The following is a 19,249-nucleotide window of genomic DNA, read 5'->3' on the forward strand; positions in this document are numbered from 1 at the left end:
GCGCCCGACGGCCTCGAAGGCCGCGGGCGCCGTCTCCTCGGGGAAGGTCTCGATCAGACCTCGGGACCGGCCGCGATGCGGTCGGCCTCGATGCGCGCGGACTCGGTGCCGTCGAGGTCACCGATCCGATGCACTCGCAGGGTGTTGGTCGAGCCGTGCACTCCGGGAGGCGACCCGGCCGCGATGACGACCAGGTCGTTCTTCTGCAGGCCCTTCTGCTCGCGCAGCAGGTCGTCCACCACGCTCACCATGGCATCGGAATCCTTCTGCATCGGGACCAGATGCGCCTCGATGCCCCAGGTCAGCGACAGCTGCCGGGCCACCTCCGGATACGGGGTCATCGCCAGCAGGGGGATGGTGGGACGCAGCCGGGAGAGGCGACGGGAGGTGTCGCCGGACTCGGTGAAGGTCACCAGGTACTGCGCGGAGAGCTGATCGCCGATCTCGGCGGCCGCACGGGTGATGGCGCCGCCGCGGGTGTGCGGGATGGTGCCCAGCGGGAGGATGCGATCGGCGCCGTTCTCCTCCGTGTTGGTGACGATGCGGGCCATGGTCCGGACCGCCTCGAAGGGGTACTTGCCCACGCTGGTCTCGCCCGAGAGCATGACGGCGTCGGCACCGTCGAGGATGGCGTTGGCGCAGTCCGAGGCCTCCGCGCGGGTGGGACGCGGGCTCTCGATCATCGACTCGAGCACCTGGGTGGCCACGATCACGGGCTTCGCGTTCCGGCGGGCCAGCTCGATGGCGCGCTTCTGCACCAGCGGGACCTGCTCGAGCGGCAGCTCGACGCCCAGGTCGCCGCGGGCGACCATGATGCCGTCGAAGGCGCCGACGATCGAGCGCAGCGCGCGGACGGCCTGCGGCTTCTCGATCTTCGCGATCACCGGGACCCGGCGACCCTCCTCCTGCATGATCCGCAGCACCTCGTCCATGTCGTGCGCGTCGCGCACGAAGGACAGGGCGATGAGGTCCGCGCCCAGGGCGAGGCCCCAGCGGAGATCCGCGACGTCCTTCTCGCTCATGGCGGGCACGGAGACCGCGACGCCCGGGAGGTTGATGCCCTTGTGGTTCGAGACCGGGCCGGGCACCTCGACGACGGTGGTGACATCCGTGTCGGTGACGTCGGTGACGCGGACCGACACCTTGCCGTCGTCGATCAGCAGCACGTCGCCGGGGCGGCAGTCGCCCGGGAGGCCCTTGAACGTCGTCGAGACCCGCTCGCGGGTGCCCTCGATGTCGTCCGTGGTGATGACGAAGGTGTCACCGACCTCGAGCTGGTGCGGGCCGTCGGCGAAGTTGCCGAGCCGGATCTTGGGACCCTGCAGGTCCACCAGCACGGCCACATTGCGGCCGAGGTCCTCGGCGGCCTTGCGGATGTTGGCGTAGACCTTCTCGTGATCGTCGTAGGTGCCGTGGCTCAGATTCATCCGCGCCACGTTCATCCCGGCATCGATCAGCGTCCGGATCTGCTCGTAGGTATTGGTCGCAGGACCAAGTGTGCAGACGATCTTCGCTTTGCGCATGACAACCCATCTGTAGTTCGAGTGAGGGCCGCGGCCCTTCCGTGGGACAGCGCGCGAGGCACCGCCCAGTGGGCCGCGGCATCGCGTGTACTGACCCTAGTCTTTCACACTGTGACGGGCTTCTCGCCGGGATGCACAGGCGTGGGCAGAGAGGTGGATCCCATCAGATGGGCGTCGACCGCGGCCGCGCAGGAGCGGCCCTCGGCGATGGCCCACACGATGAGGCTCTGACCGCGGGCGCAGTCGCCCGCGGTGAACACGCCGGGGACGGAGGTCGCCCAGTTCCCGTCGTGCACGATGTTGCCGCGCTGGGAGGTCTCCACCCCGAGCTCGGCGAGGAGGCCCTGCTCCTGCGTCCCGGTGAAGCCCATCGCGATGAGCACGAGGGAGGCCGGCAGAACGGTCTCGGTGCCGGGAGTGGGCAGGCGCTTCCCGTCGCGGAACTGGGTGCGCGCCACCTTCAGACCGGTCACCGCGCCGCTCTCGTCCACCTCGAAGCCGGTGGTCGAGGCGAGGTAGGAGCGGTCGCCGCCCTCCTCGTGCGCGGTCGAGACCTCGAACAGCACGGGGTGGACGGGCCAGGGCTGGGTCTCGTCGCGCTCCGCGGGCGGCTGCGTGCCGATCGCGAGCGTGGTCACCGAGCGGGCTCCCTGACGGAGCGCCGTGCCCAGGCAGTCCGCGCCGGTGTCGCCGCCGCCGATGATCACGACGTCCTTGCCCTCGGCGGAGATCGGCTCGTTCACCCAGTCCCCCTCCACCAGGCGGTTGGCCTGGGTGAGGTACTCCATCGCCGGGTGGATGCCACGGGCATCGTTGCCGGGCACGGCGAGCTCGCGGGGCGTGCTCGCCCCGGTCGCCAGCACCACGGCGTCGAAGCGGGAGCGGAGGTCCTCCACGCTCAGCGCGCCCTCCCCCTCCCCGCCGACGTCCACGCCGGTGCGGAAGCGGGTGCCCTCGGCGCGCATCTGTGCCAGGCGGCGATCCACATGGCGCTTCTCGAGCTTGAACTCCGGGATGCCGTAGCGCAGGAGACCGCCCAGGCGGTCGTCCTTCTCGAGCACCACCACCGAGTGGCCGGCCCGGGTCAGCTGCTGGGCGGCGGCGAGCCCCGCCGGACCCGAGCCCACCACGGCCACCGCACGTCCCGTGTGGCGGGTGGGCTCGACCGGACGCACCCAATCCTCCTCGAAGGCGCGATCGATGATCGAGACCTCGACGTTCTTGATCGTCACCGGCGGCTGGTTGATCCCCAGCACACAGCTGGACTCGCACGGCGCCGGGCAGGCGCGGCCGGTGAACTCCGGGAAGTTGTTCGTCGCGTGGAGGCGCTCGGAGGCCTCCCGCCAGTCGTCGCGGTAGACCAGGTCGTTCCACTCCGGGATCAGGTTGCCCAGCGGGCAGCCCTGGTGGCAGAACGGGATGCCGCAGTTCATGCAGCGGCCGGCCTGGCGGGAGACGACGGACAGAGTGCCCTTCTCACGGGCCTCGTACACCTCGCGCCAGTCCATCAGGCGCACGGGCACCGGGCGCCGGGCGGGCAGCTCACGGTCGCGGTAGCGAAGGAATCCTCGGGGATCAGCCATGGGTGGCCTCCATGATCTCGTTCCAGACGTCGTTCGAATCGGGGTCGATCCCACGGGTGAGGGCGTCCTCGCGGATCCCGGTGATCGTGAGGAAGGCGCGCGGGGCGATCTCGGTGAGCCGCTCCATGAGCTCCGCCTCGTCGGCCAGGAGCGCGGCCGCGCGGTCGGAGCCGGTGCGCGCGGCGTGGTCGCGCAGCGCCTCGAGCACGAAGGCGCGGTGCTCCTCGCGCACCGGCGTGATCGCGAAGCCGGCGGCGTCCTTGGGATTGAGGCTCTCGCGGTCGAGATCGAGCACGAACAGCGTGCCGCCGCTCATGCCGGCGCCGAGGTTGCGCCCCGTCGGCCCCAGCACCACGACGGCGCCGCCGGTCATGTACTCCGCGCCGTGGTCGCCGATGCCCTCCACCACCAGGGTGGCCCCGGAGTTGCGCACCCCGAAGCGCTCGCCCGCGGCGCCCGCCAGCAGCAGACGTCCGCTGGTGGCGCCGTAGGCACAGGTGTTGCCGGCGATCGCCGCGGAGGTCAGCGAGGGCTCCGTGCCCGCGCCGTGGCCAACGGCGATGATCCCGCCGGAGAGGCCCTTGCCGACGTAGTCGTTCGCGTCGCCGTGCAGGTGCATGCTCACCCCGCGCGGCAGGAAGGCGCCGAAGGACTGCCCGCCGGTGCCCTCGAGGTCCAGCACCACGGAGTCCTCCTCGAGGCCCTCGCCCTCGGTGCGCCGGGTGACCTCGTGGCCCAGCAGCGTGCCGGCGCTGCGCTGGATGTTGTTCACGGTGTCGGAGACCCGCACCGAGGCCAGCGCGCCGTCCAGCACGGGGGTCGCCTGCGCGATCCAGGGATGGTCCGGCGCCTTGTCCAGGCCGTGGTCCTGGCCGCGGCGGCGCCGGGGGAAGTCGCCCTCGTGGATCTCGGGCCGGGCGAGGATGGCCTCGAGGTCGAGGCCCTCGCGCTTCGCCTGGCCGAGCACGCCGCGCGCCCGGTCGTCGTCCCGCAGGCCCAGCAGGTCGGTGCGGCCGATCGCCTCGTCGAGGCTGCGCAGGCCCAGGGCGGCGAGGTGCTCGCGCACCTGCTCGGCGACGAACTGGAAGAACGTCACCACGTGGTCGGCGCTGCCGGTGTAGCGGGCGCGCAGCTCGGGATTCTGGGTGGCCACGCCCACCGGGCAGGTGTCCAGATGGCACACACGCATCATGACGCAGCCGGAGACCACCAGCGGGGCGGAGGCGAAGCCGTACTCCTCGGCCCCCAGCAGGGCGGCGATGACCACGTCGCGACCGGTCTTCATCTGCCCGTCGACCTGGACCGTGATGCGGTCGCGCAGGCCGTTCAGCAGCAGCGTCTGCTGGGTCTCGGCGAGGCCCAGCTCCCAGGGGGTGCCCGCGTGCTTGAGGGAGTTCAGCGGGCTCGCCCCGGTGCCGCCGTCGTGCCCGGAGATCAGCACGACGTCGGCGTGGGCCTTCGAGACGCCGGTCGCGACCGTGCCCACCCCGAAGCGGGAGACCAGCTTGACGTGGACGCGGGCCGCGGGGTTCGCGGACTTCGCGTCGTGGATCAGCTGGGCGAGGTCCTCGATCGAGTAGATGTCGTGGTGCGGCGGCGGTGAGATGAGGCCGATGCCCGGGGTGGAGTGCCGGGTGCGGGCGATCCACGGGTACACCTTCTCCGGCGGCAGCTGGCCGCCCTCGCCGGGCTTGGCGCCCTGGGCGATCTTGATCTGGATGTCCTTGGCGAAGGTCAGGTACTCGCTGGTCACGCCGAAGCGGCCGGAGGCGATCTGCTTGATCGCGCTGCGCCGCTCGGGATCGCGCAGACGCTCGCGGTCCTCGCCGCCCTCGCCGCTGTTGGACATCCCGCCCAGGCGGTTCATCGCGATGGCGAGGGTCTCGTGCGCCTCCTGCGAGATCGAGCCGTAGCTCATCGCGCCGGTCATGAAGCGCCGGGTGATCGCCTCGACGGGCTCGACCTCCTCCAGCGGGATCGGCTCTCGCTCCTCGGCGCGCAGCTGCAGCAGGCCGCGGAGGGTCATGAGGTGCTCGTGCTGCTCGTCGACCTCGTCGGTGTAGCGGCGGAACTCGTCGTACTGACGATGCCGCGTGGAGTGCTGGAGGCGGAAGACCGTCTCCGGGGTGAACAGGTGCGGCTCCCCCTCGCGGCGCCACTGGTACTCGCCGCCCACGGGCAGCGTCCGGTGGGGCGGGTGGGTGCCGTCCACCGGATGGGCGAGCGCGTGCCGGGCCGCGGTCTCCGCCGCGATGACGCCCAGGTCGATGCCGCCGATGCGGCTGATGGTGCCGGGGAACCACTCGTCGACGAGCTCCTGCGAGAGCCCCACGGCCTCGAAGATCTGCGCGCCGCGGTAGGAGGCGACGGTCGCGATGCCCATCTTCGACATGATCTTCAGCACGCCCTTGCCGAGCGCCTGGAGGAGGTTCTTCACGGCCTGCTCGGGCGTGAGATCGCTGACCACGCCGCGCTCGACGAGCTCCTCGACGCTCTCCATCGCGAGATACGGGTTGATGGCGCTCGCGCCGTAGCCGATCAGCAGCGCCGCGTGGTGGACCTCGCGGACGTCGCCGGCCTCGACCACGAGAGCCGCCCGGGTGCGTCGACCCGTGCGCACCAGATGGTGCTGGACGGCGCTGGTCAGCAGCAGCGAGGGGATCGGCGCGAGGGCCTGGTTGGTGTCGCGGTCCGAGAGCACCAGGAAGGTCGCGCCGCGATCGATCGCGGCGACCGCCTCGTCGCAGATCTCGCGCAGCCGGGCCTCGAGCGCCTCGGTCCCGCCGGCGACGGTGTACAGGCCCCGCAGGCGGACGGTGTGGAAGTCCGCGGTGTCGGGGTGGGCGTCCACCGCCATGATCTTCGCGAGCTCGTCGTTGTCGATGATCGGGAAGTCCAGGGCCAGCTGGCGGGCGTGCTGCGGCGTCGCGTCGAGCAGGTTGCGCGACTGACCGATGGTGACGCCGAGCGAGGTGACGATCTCCTCACGCAGCGCGTCCAGCGGCGGATTGGTCACCTGGGCGAACATCTGCGTGAAGTAGTCGAACAGCAGCCGCGGACGGTCCGAGAGCACCGCGATCGGGGTGTCGGTGCCCATCGCGCCCAGCGGCTCGGCGCCCTTGGCGGCCATGGGGGCCAGCAGCACCCGCAGCTCCTCCTCGGTGAACCCGAAGGTCTGCTGGCGGCGCAGGACCGAGGAGCGGGAGTGGGTGATGTGCTCGCGCTCGGGCAGGTCCTGCAGGCGCATCTTCTGCTCGCGCACCCAGGTCCCGTAGGGGCGCTCGGTGGCGATCTCGTGCTTGAGGCGGTCGCTGGGCACGATCTCGCCGCGCTCCAGGTCCAGCAGGAAGATCTCCCCGGGGGCGACGCGCCCGGTGCGCACCACGCTCGCGCGCGGCACGTCCACCACCCCGGTCTCGGAGCCCAGGATCACCAGATCGTCCTCGGTCACCCAGTAGCGCAGCGGTCGCAGGCCGTTGCGGTCCAGGCGGGCGCCCACCTGCGCGCCGTCGGAGAACACGACGGCGGCGGGACCGTCCCACGGCTCCTGCAGCGCGGCATGGAACTCGTAGAAGGCCCGCAGATCCGGATCCATCGTGGGGTCGTTCTCCCACGGCTCCGGGATGAGCATCATCAGCGACTGGGCGAGCGACCGCCCGGAGAGGTGCAGCAGCTCGAGCACCTCGTCCAGCGCGGCGGAGTCGGAGGCGCCGGGGGTGCTGACGGGCAGCAGGCGTTCGAACTCCTCGCCGAAGGCGTCCGTGCGCATCGAGCCCTCGGCGGCGCGCAGGCGGTTGCGGTTGCCGATCACCGTGTTGATCTCACCGTTGTGGGCGAGGGTCCGGAACGGGTGCGCGAGCGGCCAGGCCGGGAAGGTGTTGGTCGAGAAGCGCGAGTGGACGATGGCGAGCTCGGAGGCGAAGCGGGGATCGGTGAGATCCGGGTAGAACTCGTCGAGCTGGGTGGGGGTGAGCATCCCCTTGTAGACCATGACCCGCGTGGACAGCGAGGGGAAGTAGCCCTCGGTGGTGTGCTCGACGCGGCGGCGCACCGCGAAGGCCGCGCGCTCGAGGTCCAGACCGCTGCGCTCACCGGCGGCGTCGACGAGGAAGACCTGGACGAAGTCGGGCCGGACCTGCTCCGCGGAGGGTCCGACGAGCCCCTCGGTGACGGGGACCTCCCGGGTGCCCAGCAGGCGCAGACCCTCCTCGGCGGCGATCTCCTCGAGGGCGGTGAGCACTGCGCGGCGACCCTCGGGGGTGCGGGGGACGAAGGCGGTGCCCGCCGCGTAGGACCCTCGCGGCGGCAGCTCCAGGCCGCTGACCTCGCGCAGGAAGGCATCGGGCAGCTGCACCATGATGCCGGTGCCGTCGCCGGTGTCCTCCTCGGCGCCCACCGCGCCGCGGTGCTCGAGGTTGCGCAGCGCCTGCAGGGCATGGGCGACGATGTCGTGACCGGGCCGTCCGCGGAGCGTGGCGATCATCGCCACGCCGCAGGAGTCGAGCTCGCTCTCGGGGCGGTAGAGGCCCTGCGGAGCGGGGAAGGAGGAGAAGCGGGAGGTGAGCGGGAGCATGTGGCAGAGCCCTTCGGGAGTGGGCGGTCAGGGGTGGGGCGAGGGCCGGCGCACGTCCTCGCCCGGGCCTCGCTCCCGTCCTGGCGATCTGCGTCGCTCGGGAGAGGCGGGCCCTAGGCGTCGGGTGCGCGGTCGGTGGGGCCGGAGGGAGGCGTGCCGGACTTCTCGACCTCGTCCTCGTCCGGAGCGTTGCCCTCGGTCTGTGCGGGCAGCTCGAAGCTGCCGTCGGCGGCGACGACCTCGCCGTCGCGCTGCTTGCGGCGATGGGTCAGGTAGACGACCATGCCGATGCCCACCAGGGCCATGACGATCGCGACCAGCGTGTGGATGCGCAGGGGTCCGACCATCAGGACCGGCTCGCTGCGGATCGCATCGATCCAGGCCCGGCCGGTGGAGTAGATCGCGACGTAGGACCAGAACACACGGCCACCGGCGAGATGGAAGCGGCGGCTGAGCAGGAGCAGCAGGAAGATCCCGCCGAGGTTCCACAGCTGCTCGTAGAGGAAGGTGGGGTGGTACGTGCCGGGCACGCAGCCGGGGATCGTGGCCCCGTTGGTCACGCAGGTGACGTCCCAGGCCCACCAGGCGTCCAGGGGCGGGCCGTAGAGCTCCTGGTTGAACCAGTTGCCGAAGCGTCCCAGGATCTGGGCCAGCAGCAGGGTGGGGGCGATGGTGTCGGCCAGGGCCGTGAAGGAGACCTGCTTGTGCCGGGCCATCAGGTAGGCGCCGACCGCACCGCCGGCGACGCCGCCGTAGATCGCGAGCCCGCCCTGCCAGAGGTAGAGCACGGCGATCGGGTCGCCGTCCGGGCCGAAGAACGGCTCCGGGGAGGTCAGGACGTGCCAGATGCGGGAGCCGATGATCCCCGCGATGACCGCGACGAAGACGATGTCGAACAGAGCGTCGGCGTCGCCGCCGCGCTTGACCCAGCGCTTGCTCGCCCACCACAGGGCCGAGGCGATGCCCGCGAGGATGCACAGCGCGTAGAAGTGCACCGTCAGCGGTCCGAGGGAGACCGAGGAGATGGCCGGGCTGGGAATCATGTCCGGTGCCTCCTCAGGTCGTGGTGCGGGAGCGCTCCACCCCGGAGCGCAGGTCGTCGGCCACCGTGGCCAGGGCGGTGCGGGCCGCCGCATCGTCCCCGTCGTTCTCGAGGAGCGCGCGGACGAAGGCGGAGCCGACGATCACCCCATCAGCGTACGCGCCGACCTGGGCGGCCTGCTCACCGTTCGAGACGCCCAGGCCCACGCAGACGTTCGTCGCGCCGGCCTCCCGGGTGCGCTCGACCAGGCCTTGTGTCGCCTGGGACACGCTGGCGCGGGTTCCGGTCACCCCCATCGTACTGGCGGCGTAGACGAATCCCCGCGTGTGCGAGACCACATGCTCGAGCCGGTCGCGCGGCGAGCTGGGTGCGACGAGGAACACACGGTCCACGGCGTGCTGCTCGCTCGCGGCGATCCACCGCTCTCCTTCGTCGGGGATGAGATCGGGGGTGATGACCCCGGCGCCGCCCGCCGCGGCGAGGTCGCGGGCGAAGGCGTCCGGGCCGTAGGCCAGGATCGGGTTCCAGTAGGACATCACGAGGATCGCGGCGCCGCGGCCGGAGAGGGCCTCCACGGCCTCGAGCACGTGCCGGGTGCGGGTGCCGCCGGCGAGGGCCGCGGAGGCGGCGCGCTGGATGACCGGACCGTCCATGACGGGATCCGAGTACGGCAGCCCCAGCTCGATCATGTCCGCACCGTGGTCGATGAGCACGCGTGCGGCCTCGATCGATCCCTTCAGGTCCGGATAGCCGACGGGCAGGTAGCCGATGAGCGCCGAGCGCTCCTCGCCGCGGGCACGGTCCAGGACCTCGGCGGCGCGCAGGCGATGGGTGTCGACGGTGCTCATTCCGACTCCTCGGTCTCGTGGGGCGCACGGGGCGCGCTGCGGCGGGCGAGGGCCCTCAGGGCGGGGAGGTCCGAGCGGGCGGGCTCGTCGCCCACCAGGCCGAACCAGCGCGAGGCGGTGTCGACGTCCTTGTCGCCGCGGCCGGAGAGGCTCACCACGATCACGGCGTCCTCCCCCAGCTCGCGGCCCAGCGCGAGGGCGCCGGCCAGGGCGTGCGCGGACTCGATCGCCGGCATGATGCCCTCGGTCATCGACAGCAGCGCGAAGGCCTCCATCGCCGCCTCGTCGTCGACCGCCCGGTACTCGGCACGGCCGATGTCGGCGAGCCAGGCGTGCTCGGGGCCCACGCTCGGGTAGTCCAGCCCCGCGGAGACGGAGTGGGAGGGGATCGTCTGCCCGTCCTCGTCCTGCATGACGAAGCTGCGGGCGCCGTGGAGCACTCCCGCGCTGCCGCCGGTGATGGTCGCGGAGTGGCGGCCGGTGGAGACCCCGTCGCCTCCGGCCTCACAGCCGATCAGGCGCACCAGGGGGTCGGTGTCGTCGAGGAAGGCGTGGAAGATGCCCATCGCGTTGGACCCGCCGCCCACGCAGGCGACCACCGCATCGGGCAGGCGTCCCGCGCGCTCGAGGGTCTGGGCGCGGGCCTCCTCGCCGATGATCCGGTGGAAGTCGCGGACCATGGCCGGGAACGGGTGCGGGCCGGCGACGGTGCCCAGCAGGTAGTGCGTGGTCTCGACATTGGCGACCCAGTCGCGGAACGCCTCGTTGATGGCGTCCTTGAGAGTGCGCGACCCCTGGGTCACGGCGACCACCTCGGCGCCCAGCAGGCGCATCCGGGCGACATTCAGCGCCTGGCGCTCGGTATCCTCCTCGCCCATGTAGATGGTGCAGTCCAGGCCGAACAGGGCGGCGGCGGTGGCGGTGGCCACGCCGTGCTGGCCGGCGCCGGTCTCCGCGATCACCCGGGTCTTGCCCATGCGCCGGGTCAGCAGCGCCTGGCCCAGGACGTTGTTGATCTTGTGGCTGCCGGTGTGGTTGAGGTCCTCCCGCTTGAGCAGCAGGCGCGCTCCGCCGGCGAGCTCGGAGAAGCGGGGCGCGTCGCTCAGCAGGGACGGCCGGCCGGTGTACTCCGCCGCCAGGCGCCGCAGCTCGGCGAGGAACTCCGGGTCCACCAGCGCCTTCTCGTAGTGCTCGGAGAGCTCGTCGAGGGCCGGCACCAGGGCCTCGGGCAGGAAGCGCCCCCCGAAGTCGCCGAAGTACGGACCGATCTCGGAGCGCAGCTCGGATTCCGGGCGGGTGAGGTCGGGCAGGACGGGGTCGTGCGAGGTGCTCATGCCTGGGCTCCTTCCGGGGAGGGGCGGCCGCGGCGGGCGACCCGGCGGTACGAGGTGACGGCGGCGGCGGGATCCCCGGAGGTCACCAGGGCTTCGCCGACCAGGACGGCATCGGCACCGGCCTCGGCATAGGCGCGGACGTCCTGCACCGAGGAGACGGCGGACTCCCCGATCGCGAGGGGCCCCGCGGGGATCCGCCGCACGAGATCGGCGGCGCGGGCGAGGTCCACGCTGAGATCCTTGAGGTTGCGGGCGTTGACGCCGATGATGTCCGCCCCCAGGGCGAGCGCCCGCTCGAGCTCCTGCTCGGTGTGGACCTCGACGAGGGACTGCATCCCGAGCTCCGCCACCAGCGCGTGCAGCGCCCGCAGGCGCTCGTCGTCGAGGGCGGCGACGATGAGGAGCACGAGATCGGCCCCGTGGGCGCGCGCCTCGTGGACCTGGTAGGGCTCGACCACGAAGTCCTTGCGGAGCACCGGGACGTCGACCCGGGCACGGACCGCGTCGAGATCGGCGAGGCTGCCGCGGAAGCGGCGCTGCTCGGTGAGGACGCTGATGGCCGAGGCCCCGTGCTCCGCGTACACGGCGGCGAGCTCGGCGGGCTCGGGGATCTCGGCCAGATCTCCCTTGGACGGGCTGGAGCGCTTGACCTCCGCGATCAGGCCCATGGTGGTGCCGTCACCCTCCAGGTGGGCGCGGGCATCGCGCGCCGGCGCCGCCTCGCGGGCGCGACGCTCGATCTCCGCGTCGGGCACGGCGGCCCGCCGCGGGGCGAGGTCCTCCCGCACGCCGACGATGATCTCGTCGAGGACGGTTCCCGTGGTCATCGTGGTGCCTCCTGCAGCAGGTCGTGACGGTCCGCGCTCAGCGCAGCACCGGGGAGGGATCAGAGGTCAGGCGCCGACGTAGGAGATCGGGGCCAGGAACCAGAACGCCGGGAGATTCCGCAGCACGGTGTACAGCACGATGATCGCGATCAGCACCAGGAGCGTACGGGTCGAGGGCCTCAGTCCGGCGAACTGTCCACGGGCCCGGCGCACGGCCCAGAGCACCATGCCGAGGGCGAGCAGCGGGAGGGCCGTGATGACCAGCGCATTGCTGCGCAGGGCCAGCAGCGGGTCCCCCGCCAGCAGCGCGTGCACGGAGCGGATCGCTCCGCAGCCGGGGCACTCCAGACCGGTCAGCTCATGGACGATACACAGGGGGATATGCGTCCGGAACGGATCGAAGACCGCCTGCACGCCGAGCGCGAGCGCCGCTCCGCCGGCGAGGACGGCCAGCGGCAGGAGCACCCTGCGCAGGCCGCCGGCGGGGGTGTCCGCCGCGGCCTCGCCGCGGGGCGCCCGCGCCGCGGTGGTCACCTCGCGTCGGCCTCGGCCGGCTGCGGCGCGACGGCGGGGGCGTGGGCGGCGTGCGCGGCCTCGTGGGACCGTCCGCGCGGCTGTCCGAGCCCGGCCAGCGACAGCGCGATGCTCACCACGATGGCCAGGGCGACGATCGCCGCACCGACCCAGAGCAGCACGGCCATGTCCGCGAGCACCATGCCGGCGCAGAACACGGTCGACCCGGCGACGATGCCCAGGCTCATCGTCCAGCCCGCGACGGTCTTGCCCTCGTTGTGGTGGGGCGGCGGCGGCACGGTGTAGGTCTTCGGCATGGTCCTTCTCCAGTCAGGGTCCCGGTCGAGGCCATTGTGCCACGCCGTCGCGGCCCCTCCGGGATCCTCCCGGCACCGCGGGGTCGCGGCGGTGCCGGGAGGTGACCGGCCTCACCGTGACGACGGTGTGTGCTCCGCCCCGGGGTCCTCGTCGGGGTCGTCCGCGGGGTCGTCCGCGGGGTCCTCGAGGCTCGGGTCCTCCCCGCGGGTGAGCGCGTCCCAGGCCGCCGCCGGATCCGCCGAGGGATCGGCGGTCGCGGCGACGGCGGGGCTGCGGTAGCGGGTGCCCACCGGCCAGCGCCGGCCGACGGCGAGCACCAGGACCCCGACCGCGACGACGGCGAGGGCGGGCAGCAGCGCGACCAGCGCCCAGGGGGTCGCCGCGGCGTCGATGGTGCCGCCCACCACGCCGGTGGCCCCGGCGACCGCCGAGCCCGCGGCGTCCTGCGGGTCCCGCCAGGCCCCGAGCGCGGACCAGCCCGCGGCGAGGCCGGAGAGGATCAGGACCGGACCGGTGATGCGACGCACCCAGCGCGAGGACAGCGCGGTGGCCACGGAGGCGGCGGCCGCCACGAGCCCGAGGGCGAGCACGGCCGGGGCCGCGTCCGCCCCGAGCACGTCGATCTGCTGGGCGGTGCCGGTGAGATCCGGGGCGCTCGCCCGGACCCAGAGGGTGCGGGTGGCGCCGATCAGCGCGGCGGAGGCGGCCAGGCCCAGCAGCACGGCGACGCGTCGGCTCGGTGCGCGCCCTCCCCCGGCACGACCGCGCTCCGAGGGGGTGGGGGTGGGATCCGTCGCAGCGCTCATGCCGGGCGCAGCGTCTCCGCCGAGGCGGCGGCGCGGAGGGCGGCGGCGGCCTTGGTCTGTGTCTCCCGGTACTCCGTGGTGGGGTCCGAATCGGCGACCACTCCCCCGCCGGCCTGCACGTGCGCGGTGCCGTCGCGGAGCACGGCGGTGCGGATGGCGATCGCCATGTCCATGTCACCGGCGAAGTCGATGTAGCCCACGGTGCCGCCGTACACGCCGCGCCGCACCGGCTCGAGCCGGTCGATGATGCGCATCGCCGAGGGCTTCGGGGCCCCCGAGAGGGTGCCGGCCGGGAAGGTGGCCCGCAGCGCGTCGTAGGCGATCGCGTCCTGGCGCAGATGCCCGGTGACGGTGGAGACGATGTGCTGGATGTGCGAGAACCGCTCGAGGTGCATGAAGTCGCGCACCACGACCGATCCGGGGTCACAGAACTTCTGCAGGTCGTTGCGGGCGAGGTCGACGAGCATCAGGTGCTCGCTGCGCTCCTTGGGGTCGGCCAGCAGCTCGCCGCCCAGCTGCTCGTCCTCCTCGGGGGTCGCCCCGCGGGGTCGTGAGCCGGCGATCGGGTGGGTGGTCGCGGTCCGACCGCGCACCGTCACCAGCGATTCGGGGCTCGCCCCCACCACGTCGATGCTCTCGCCCTCGGCGTCGACGGTGCGCAGCAGGTACATGTACGGGCTGGGGTTCATCCTCCGCAGCACGCGGTAGACGTCCAGCGGATCCGCGGCGACCGGCAGCGAGAACCGCTGCGAGGGCACCACCTGGAAGATCTCGCCGTCGACGATGTCGCGCACCGCCGCCTGGACGGAGCGCTCGTACTCGAGGCGGCTGGTGCGCGACTTCGGCTCGAGATCGCGCACCGCGTCATAGACCGTCGCGCCGCCGCCGAGGGGCGTGCGCAGGCGCTCGCGCATCGCGGTGAGCCGCGCGAGGGCGTCCTCGTAGGCGGCATCGACGCCATCGGGCGTGGCGTTGAGGTTCAGCGCGTTGGCGACCAGCACCACGGTGGAGTCGTGGGCGTCGTGCACCACCACATCCTGCGCCAGCAGCATCGAGAGATCGGGCAGGCCCACCTCGTCGGGCGGCGAGGCCTCGAGCTTCTCCCAGTGGCGCACCGCGTCGTAGGCGACGAAGCCGACCATGCCCCCGGAGAAGGGCGGCAGGTGGGGCTGGCGGGCCGCGCGGAAGGCGCCGGTCACCTCGCGCAGCGCCTCGACCGGGCTGCCGCCGGTCGGCACCCCGGCGGGCACGTCGCCGCGCCACCGGGCCTCGCCGTCCTGCTCGGTGAGCACGGCGCGCGCCCGGGTCCCGATGATCGAGTAGCGGGAGGCCTCGCCCTCGCCCGCCGATTCCAGCAGGAAGGTGCCCCGGCCGTCGCCGTCGGCCGTCAGCCGCCGGTACAGCGAGACGGGGGTGTCCTCGTCGGCGAGCAGCCGCACGCTCAGGGGCACCACCCGCTGGCGGGAGGCGAGCTCGCGGAAGGTCTCCCGGTCGGGCGTGATCACACCGAGGGGCTCCCCCTCGCGGCCGCCCACCAGCTCCGGGTAGGCCTCCGTGCGCGGGGCGGACGATGCGTCGGTCATGCGGTGCGCTCCGTGGGGTCGAGGACGACGGCGCCGAGGTCCCCGCCGTCGAAGCAGGTGTCGGTGCCGCGGTGGCAGGCCGCGCCGACCTGGTCGACGCGCACCAACAGGGTGTCGCCGTCGCAGTCGAGTGCGACCGAGCGCACCCACTGGACGTGACCGCTGGTGTCCCCCTTGCGCCAGTACTCCCCGCGCGAGCGGGACCAGTAGGTGGCGCGTCCGGAGGTGAGGGTGCGGCGGAGGGCCTCGTCGTCCATCCAGCCCACCATCAGCACGCGGTCGTCGCCCGCGTCCTGGACGACGGCGGTCAGCAGACCGGAGGCGTCGTGCTTGAGGCGGGCGGCGAGCTCGGGATCGAGTTCCGCGACGGGGTCGGTGGGGTCGGTGGTCGTCACAGGGCGCGCTCCAGCTCCTCGGCGCGGTCGGTGCGCTCCCAGGTGAACTCCGGCAGCTCGCGGCCGAAGTGGCCGTGCACCGCGGTCCGCGCGTAGATCGGGCGCAGCAGGTCGAGGGCGTCGATCAGCGCCGCGGGGCGCAGATCGAAGACCTTCCGCACCGCGGCGGCGATCTGGTGGGAGGGGACGTGGCCGGTGCCGAAGGTCTCCACGTACAGCCCGACCGGCTCCGCGACGCCGATGGCGTAGGCGATCTGCACCTCGCAGCGGTCCGCGAGGCCGGCGGCGACGATGTTCTTGGCCACCCAGCGCATCGCGTAGGCCCCGGAGCGATCCACCTTCGAGGGGTCCTTGCCGGAGAAGGCGCCCCCGCCGTGGCGGGCCATCCCGCCGTAGGTGTCGACGATGATCTTGCGGCCGGTCAGCCCGGCATCGCCCTTGGGCCCGCCGAGGACGAAGCGCCCGGAGGGGTTGATGTGGGTGGTGACGTCCGAGGTGTCCAGGCCCAGCGCCGCGAGGTCCTCGAGCACGGGCGCGATGACCACCTTGGAGATCGCCGGGGCGAGCTGGCTGAGCAGGTCCACCTCCTCGCTGTGCTGGGTCGAGACCACCACCGCCTCGACGCTGCGCGCCACGCCCTCCTCGTCGTAGCCGATCGAGACCTGGGTCTTGCCGTCGGGACGGAGGTACGGCAGCACGCCGTCCCGGCGGGCCGTGGAGAGGTTGCTGGTCAGGCGGTGAGCGGCATGGACCGGCAGCGGCATCAGCTCGGGGGTGTCCCGGCAGGCGTAGCCGAACATGAGGCCCTGGTCGCCGGCCCCGAGACGGGCGAAGGCCTCCGCGGTCGCGTCTCCCCGCGATTCGACGGAGGCGTCCACGCCCTGGGCGATGTCCGGGGACTGCGCGCCGATCGACACCTCGACGCCGCAGGAGTCGGCGTCGAAGCCCTTCTCCGAGGAGTCGTAGCCGATCTCGCGGATCACGTCGCGCACGATCGTGGCCACGTCGCTGTACCCGGAGGTGCGGACCTCGCCGGCCACGTGCACGAGGCCCGTGGTCACCATCGTCTCCACGGCGACCCGGGCGTCGCGGTCCTGCGCGAGGAGGTCGTCGAGGATCGCGTCGGAGATCTGGTCGCAGATCTTGTCGGGGTGCCCCTCGGTGACCGATTCGGAGGTGAAGGTGCGCAGCTCGCTGGTCGTCATGCGGTCCAGGGTACTTCTGGGAGCAGACCCACGAGCTCGTCGAGCACGGCGTGGGCGACGGCGGTCTTGCTGCCCTCGGCGCGGGCGACCTCCTCGCCCTCGCGGTCCAGCACCCGCACGGCGTTGTCGGCCGCCCCGAACACCCCGGCGGTGAGGTCGTTGAAGACCAGGAGGTCGGCGCCCTTGCGGCGCGCCTTGGACCGCGCCAGGTCCAGGGCGGAGGCGCCGTCGCCACCGGTCTCGGCGGCGAATCCGACGATCGCGGGTCGGGCGGCATCGCCGCGCTCGAGCACGCTGCGGCGCAGGATGTCCTCGGTGCGGCGCAGCGCGATCGCCGGCACCGAGTCCTCGTCCCCGTCGTCCTTCTTGATCTTCGCCTCCGCGCGTTCCGCGGCGGTGAAATCCGCCACAGCGGCGGCCATGACGAGCGCGTCGACCGCGGAGCGGTGCGCGGCCACGGCCTCGGCGAGCTCCGCGGCGCTGCCCACGTCCCGGCGGCGGGCCCCGGGGGGCGTCTCGAGATCCACGTTCGCGGCGGCCAGGTGCACTCGCGCACCGCGCACGAGAGCGGCATGGGCGAGGGCCCAGCCCTGTCGGCCCGAGGAGTGGTTGGCGAGGAAGCGCACCGGGTCGAGGTCCTCGCGGGTGCCGCCGGCGGTGATCAGGAGCTCGCGACCGGCCAGGTCCCGCCGCACGGCACCGCGCTCATCGCGGGGGGCGGTGATCGCCGCCCGCGCCGCCTCCAGGATCGCGGAGGGCTCGGGCAGCCGTCCCGGACCGGAGTCGGGGCCCGTGAGCCGGCCGACGGCGGGCTCGAGCACGGTCACGCCTCGCGCGCGCAGCACCTCGATGTTCTCGGCCGTGGCGGGGTGCTCCCACATCTCGGTGTGCATGGCGGGGGCCACCACCACGGGGGCCCGGGTGACCAGCAGCGAGGCGGTGAGCATGTCGTCGGCCCGGCCGCCGCGCATCCGGGCGAGCAGGTCCGCGGTGGCCGGGGCGATGACCACGAGGTCCGCCTCCTGGCCGTGCCGGACGTGGGCGACCGACTCAACGTCCTCGAAGACGGAGGTGAGGACCTTGTGGTGGCTGAGCGCCTCCCAGGTCGCGGCGCCCACGAACTCGAGCGAGGCGGCCGTCGGGGCGACGCGGACCTCGGCCCCCTCACCGACAAGACCGCGCACCAGGTGCGCGGTCTTGTAGGCGGCGATGCCGCCGCCGACGCCGATCAGGACGCGGGCACCGGCCAGGGTGCGCGGCACGCTGCTCATCGGATCATCCGGCGAGGGCCGGGATCAGAGCGGGAAGTCGGTCGGCGGGATCTCGGGAGCGTCGTCGCCGAGCACGAGCGGCGCCGGAGCGTTGGGGTCCGGCTCGTTCTGCGCGGCGTACTCCTCCTCGTCGATCTCGCGGACGGTCAGCAGGCCCTCGTCGATCTCGCGCAGCGAGATCGAGAGCGGCTTCTCCTGGTTCTCGACGTCGACCAGCGGGCCGACGAACTCGAGCAGGCCCTCGGAGAGCTGCGAGTAGTAGGCGTTGATCTGGCGCGCACGCTGGGAGGCGTAGAGCACCAGGGCGTACTTCGAGTCGACGGTCTCCAGGAGACGGTCGATCGGGGGGTTCGTGATGCCTTCGGGCTGGGCGACTGTTCCGGCCACGGAAGTCCCTTCGTGAGTTTCGGCGTGCGACGCTCCAGGATACGCCCTCCGCCCGTCGAGGGCGAGGGCGGGCGCGCACGGGGTCAGGTGAGGTCGCGCACGCCCAGGAGGGCGGCGAGCTCCGCCGTCGCCCGCGGCACCTCGTCGTTGACGATCGTGACGTCGAACTCGGATTCGGCGGCGAGCTCGCGACGGGCGGTCTCCAGGCGGCGGGAGCGCTCCTCGGCGTCCTCGGTGCCACGGCCCACGAGGCGGTCCACCAGGGTCTCCCAGTCCGGCGGGGCCAGGAAGACGAAGCGGGCCTCGGGCAGGCTCTCGCGGACCTGCCGCGCCCCGGCGAGGTCGATCTCCAGGAGCACCGGATGGCCCTGGCCGACGGCCTCCTCGACGGGTCCGCGCGGCGTGCCGTAGCGGTGACGGCCGTGGACGACGGCCCATTCGAGCATCTGGCCGGACTCGACCAGGTGCGTGAACTCCTCCTCGCTCACGAAGAGGTAGTGCACGCCGTCGACCTCACCGGGACGTGGAGGACGGGTGGTCGCGGAGACCGAGAGGCGGATCTGCGGGTACTGCTCACGGATCGCGGCGGAGATCGTGCCCTTGCCGACCGCCGTCGGGCCGGCCAGGACCGTCACCGGGGCCGGCGCCGCGCCGGCGCCGGCCCCGTGGGGACGTGCTTCGTTCACTCGGAGAAGTGGGCGACGAGCTTCTCCGCCTGGTGGGAGCCGAGGCCGCGGATCTTGCGCGAGGGGGAGATGCCGATCTCCTCCATGATCTGCTGAGCCTTGACCTTCCCGACGCCGGGGAGCGCCTCCAGCAGTGCGGAGACGCGCAGACGGCCGACGACCTCGTTGGTCTCGGCCTCCGCGAGGACCTTCTTGATCTCCTCGCCGCGGTGACCGGCGCTGTCCTTCAGACGGGCCTTGATGGCCGCGCGCTCGCGACGGGCCTCGGCAGCCTTCTTCAGGGCATCGGCCCGCTGCTCAGGGGTGAGGGGAGGGAGAGCCACTGTTCTTACCTCTTGTTCTCTTGCTGGTGACG

The 19,249-nt window shown here is 72.7% G+C and carries 17 protein-coding genes; all 17 read right to left on the minus strand.

The features are described from left to right. Positions 1 to 53: 53 nt before the first annotated feature. The 17 genes from pyk to mihF all read right to left on the minus strand — a co-directional run bounded on the left by pyk (position 54) and on the right by mihF (position 19,217). Positions 54 to 1,523, minus strand: a complete 1,470-nt coding sequence (gene pyk, locus CXH06_RS15440; protein WP_114856085.1) for a pyruvate kinase — start codon at positions 1,521 to 1,523, stop codon at positions 54 to 56. A gap of 104 nt (positions 1,524 to 1,627) precedes the next feature. Next, on the minus strand, positions 1,628 to 3,106 hold the full coding sequence (locus CXH06_RS15445; protein WP_114856086.1) for a glutamate synthase subunit beta: 1,479 nt from the start codon (positions 3,104 to 3,106) through the stop codon (positions 1,628 to 1,630). Further along, a complete protein-coding gene (gltB, locus tag CXH06_RS15450) occupies positions 3,099 to 7,679 on the minus strand; it encodes a glutamate synthase large subunit (protein ID WP_114856087.1) in 4,581 nt (1,526 codons plus the stop codon). Before gltB ends, CXH06_RS15445 begins: the two co-directional genes overlap by 8 nt. 113 nt (positions 7,680 to 7,792) lie before the next feature. Further along, a complete protein-coding gene (lgt, locus tag CXH06_RS15455) occupies positions 7,793 to 8,722 on the minus strand; it encodes a prolipoprotein diacylglyceryl transferase (RefSeq protein ID WP_114856088.1) in 930 nt (309 codons plus the stop codon). A gap of 13 nt (positions 8,723 to 8,735) precedes the next feature. Beyond that, positions 8,736 to 9,569 carry a tryptophan synthase subunit alpha gene (trpA, locus tag CXH06_RS15460; protein ID WP_114856089.1) on the minus strand — a complete coding sequence of 278 codons (834 nt, stop codon included), beginning with the start codon at positions 9,567 to 9,569 and terminating at the stop codon, positions 8,736 to 8,738. Further along, a complete protein-coding gene (gene trpB / locus CXH06_RS15465; RefSeq protein WP_114856090.1) occupies positions 9,566 to 10,903 on the minus strand; it encodes a tryptophan synthase subunit beta in 1,338 nt (445 codons plus the stop codon). Before trpB ends, trpA begins: the two co-directional genes overlap by 4 nt. Next, a complete protein-coding gene (trpC, locus tag CXH06_RS15470; RefSeq protein WP_114856091.1) occupies positions 10,900 to 11,730 on the minus strand; it encodes an indole-3-glycerol phosphate synthase TrpC in 831 nt (276 codons plus the stop codon). Before trpC ends, trpB begins: the two co-directional genes overlap by 4 nt. A 66-nt stretch (positions 11,731 to 11,796) precedes the next feature. After that, positions 11,797 to 12,264, minus strand: coding sequence for a DUF2752 domain-containing protein (locus tag CXH06_RS15475; protein ID WP_114856092.1), 468 nt, complete (start codon positions 12,262 to 12,264; stop codon positions 11,797 to 11,799). Beyond that, positions 12,261 to 12,560 carry an HGxxPAAW family protein gene (locus CXH06_RS15480; protein WP_114856093.1) on the minus strand — a complete coding sequence of 100 codons (300 nt, stop codon included), beginning with the start codon at positions 12,558 to 12,560 and terminating at the stop codon, positions 12,261 to 12,263. The genes CXH06_RS15475 and CXH06_RS15480 overlap by 4 nt, the downstream gene beginning before the upstream one ends. A 111-nt stretch (positions 12,561 to 12,671) precedes the next feature. Continuing rightward, a complete protein-coding gene (locus tag CXH06_RS15485; protein WP_114856094.1) occupies positions 12,672 to 13,367 on the minus strand; it encodes a Trp biosynthesis-associated membrane protein in 696 nt (231 codons plus the stop codon). Next, positions 13,364 to 14,950, minus strand: coding sequence for an anthranilate synthase component I (locus tag CXH06_RS15490; protein WP_157975778.1), 1,587 nt, complete (start codon positions 14,948 to 14,950; stop codon positions 13,364 to 13,366). The genes CXH06_RS15485 and CXH06_RS15490 overlap by 4 nt, the downstream gene beginning before the upstream one ends. Continuing rightward, complete coding sequence (gene hisI, locus CXH06_RS15495; protein ID WP_114856095.1) at positions 14,947 to 15,345, minus strand: phosphoribosyl-AMP cyclohydrolase; 399 nt, start codon at positions 15,343 to 15,345, stop codon at positions 14,947 to 14,949. Before hisI ends, CXH06_RS15490 begins: the two co-directional genes overlap by 4 nt. Next, positions 15,342 to 16,550, minus strand: a complete 1,209-nt coding sequence (gene metK / locus CXH06_RS15500; RefSeq protein ID WP_114856096.1) for a methionine adenosyltransferase — start codon at positions 16,548 to 16,550, stop codon at positions 15,342 to 15,344. Before metK ends, hisI begins: the two co-directional genes overlap by 4 nt. Next, entirely contained in the window at positions 16,547 to 17,821 is a 1,275-nt protein-coding gene (coaBC, locus tag CXH06_RS15505) for a bifunctional phosphopantothenoylcysteine decarboxylase/phosphopantothenate--cysteine ligase CoaBC (protein ID WP_114856097.1), read from the minus strand. The genes metK and coaBC overlap by 4 nt, the downstream gene beginning before the upstream one ends. A gap of 24 nt (positions 17,822 to 17,845) precedes the next feature. Next, positions 17,846 to 18,208: a DNA-directed RNA polymerase subunit omega gene (gene rpoZ, locus CXH06_RS15510; RefSeq protein ID WP_114856098.1), complete on the minus strand. Its 363-nt coding sequence runs from the start codon at positions 18,206 to 18,208 to the stop codon at positions 17,846 to 17,848. Between the two features lie 83 nt (positions 18,209 to 18,291). Further along, complete coding sequence (gene gmk, locus CXH06_RS15515) at positions 18,292 to 18,894, minus strand: guanylate kinase (RefSeq protein WP_114856099.1); 603 nt, start codon at positions 18,892 to 18,894, stop codon at positions 18,292 to 18,294. Next, a complete protein-coding gene (gene mihF, locus CXH06_RS15520) occupies positions 18,891 to 19,217 on the minus strand; it encodes an integration host factor, actinobacterial type (protein WP_114856100.1) in 327 nt (108 codons plus the stop codon). Before mihF ends, gmk begins: the two co-directional genes overlap by 4 nt. Positions 19,218 to 19,249: the final 32 nt, after the last annotated feature.

It is taken from the genome of Brachybacterium sp. YJGR34, assembly GCF_003347015.1.
Classification (GTDB): Bacteria; Actinomycetota; Actinomycetes; order Actinomycetales; family Dermabacteraceae; genus Brachybacterium.

Excerpts from the sequence above, each read along its gene's own strand:
- CXH06_RS15490 (WP_157975778.1), bottom strand. The coding sequence starts at position 14,950 with ATGACCGACGCATCGTCCGCCCCGCGCACGGAGGCCTACCCGGAGCTG.
- lgt (WP_114856088.1), bottom strand. The coding sequence starts at position 8,722 with ATGATTCCCAGCCCGGCCATCTCCTCGGTCTCCCTCGGACCGCTGACG.
- coaBC (WP_114856097.1), bottom strand. The coding sequence starts at position 17,821 with ATGAGCAGCGTGCCGCGCACCCTGGCCGGTGCCCGCGTCCTGATCGGC.
- CXH06_RS15485 (WP_114856094.1), bottom strand. The coding sequence starts at position 13,367 with ATGAGCGCTGCGACGGATCCCACCCCCACCCCCTCGGAGCGCGGTCGT.
- CXH06_RS15480 (WP_114856093.1), bottom strand. The coding sequence starts at position 12,560 with ATGCCGAAGACCTACACCGTGCCGCCGCCGCCCCACCACAACGAGGGC.
- trpB (WP_114856090.1), bottom strand. The coding sequence starts at position 10,903 with ATGAGCACCTCGCACGACCCCGTCCTGCCCGACCTCACCCGCCCGGAA.
- trpA (WP_114856089.1), bottom strand. The coding sequence starts at position 9,569 with ATGAGCACCGTCGACACCCATCGCCTGCGCGCCGCCGAGGTCCTGGAC.
- pyk (WP_114856085.1), bottom strand. The coding sequence starts at position 1,523 with ATGCGCAAAGCGAAGATCGTCTGCACACTTGGTCCTGCGACCAATACC.
- CXH06_RS15445 (WP_114856086.1), bottom strand. The coding sequence starts at position 3,106 with ATGGCTGATCCCCGAGGATTCCTTCGCTACCGCGACCGTGAGCTGCCC.
- gltB (WP_114856087.1), bottom strand. The coding sequence starts at position 7,679 with ATGCTCCCGCTCACCTCCCGCTTCTCCTCCTTCCCCGCTCCGCAGGGC.
- trpC (WP_114856091.1), bottom strand. The coding sequence starts at position 11,730 with ATGACCACGGGAACCGTCCTCGACGAGATCATCGTCGGCGTGCGGGAG.
- metK (WP_114856096.1), bottom strand. The coding sequence starts at position 16,550 with ATGACGACCAGCGAGCTGCGCACCTTCACCTCCGAATCGGTCACCGAG.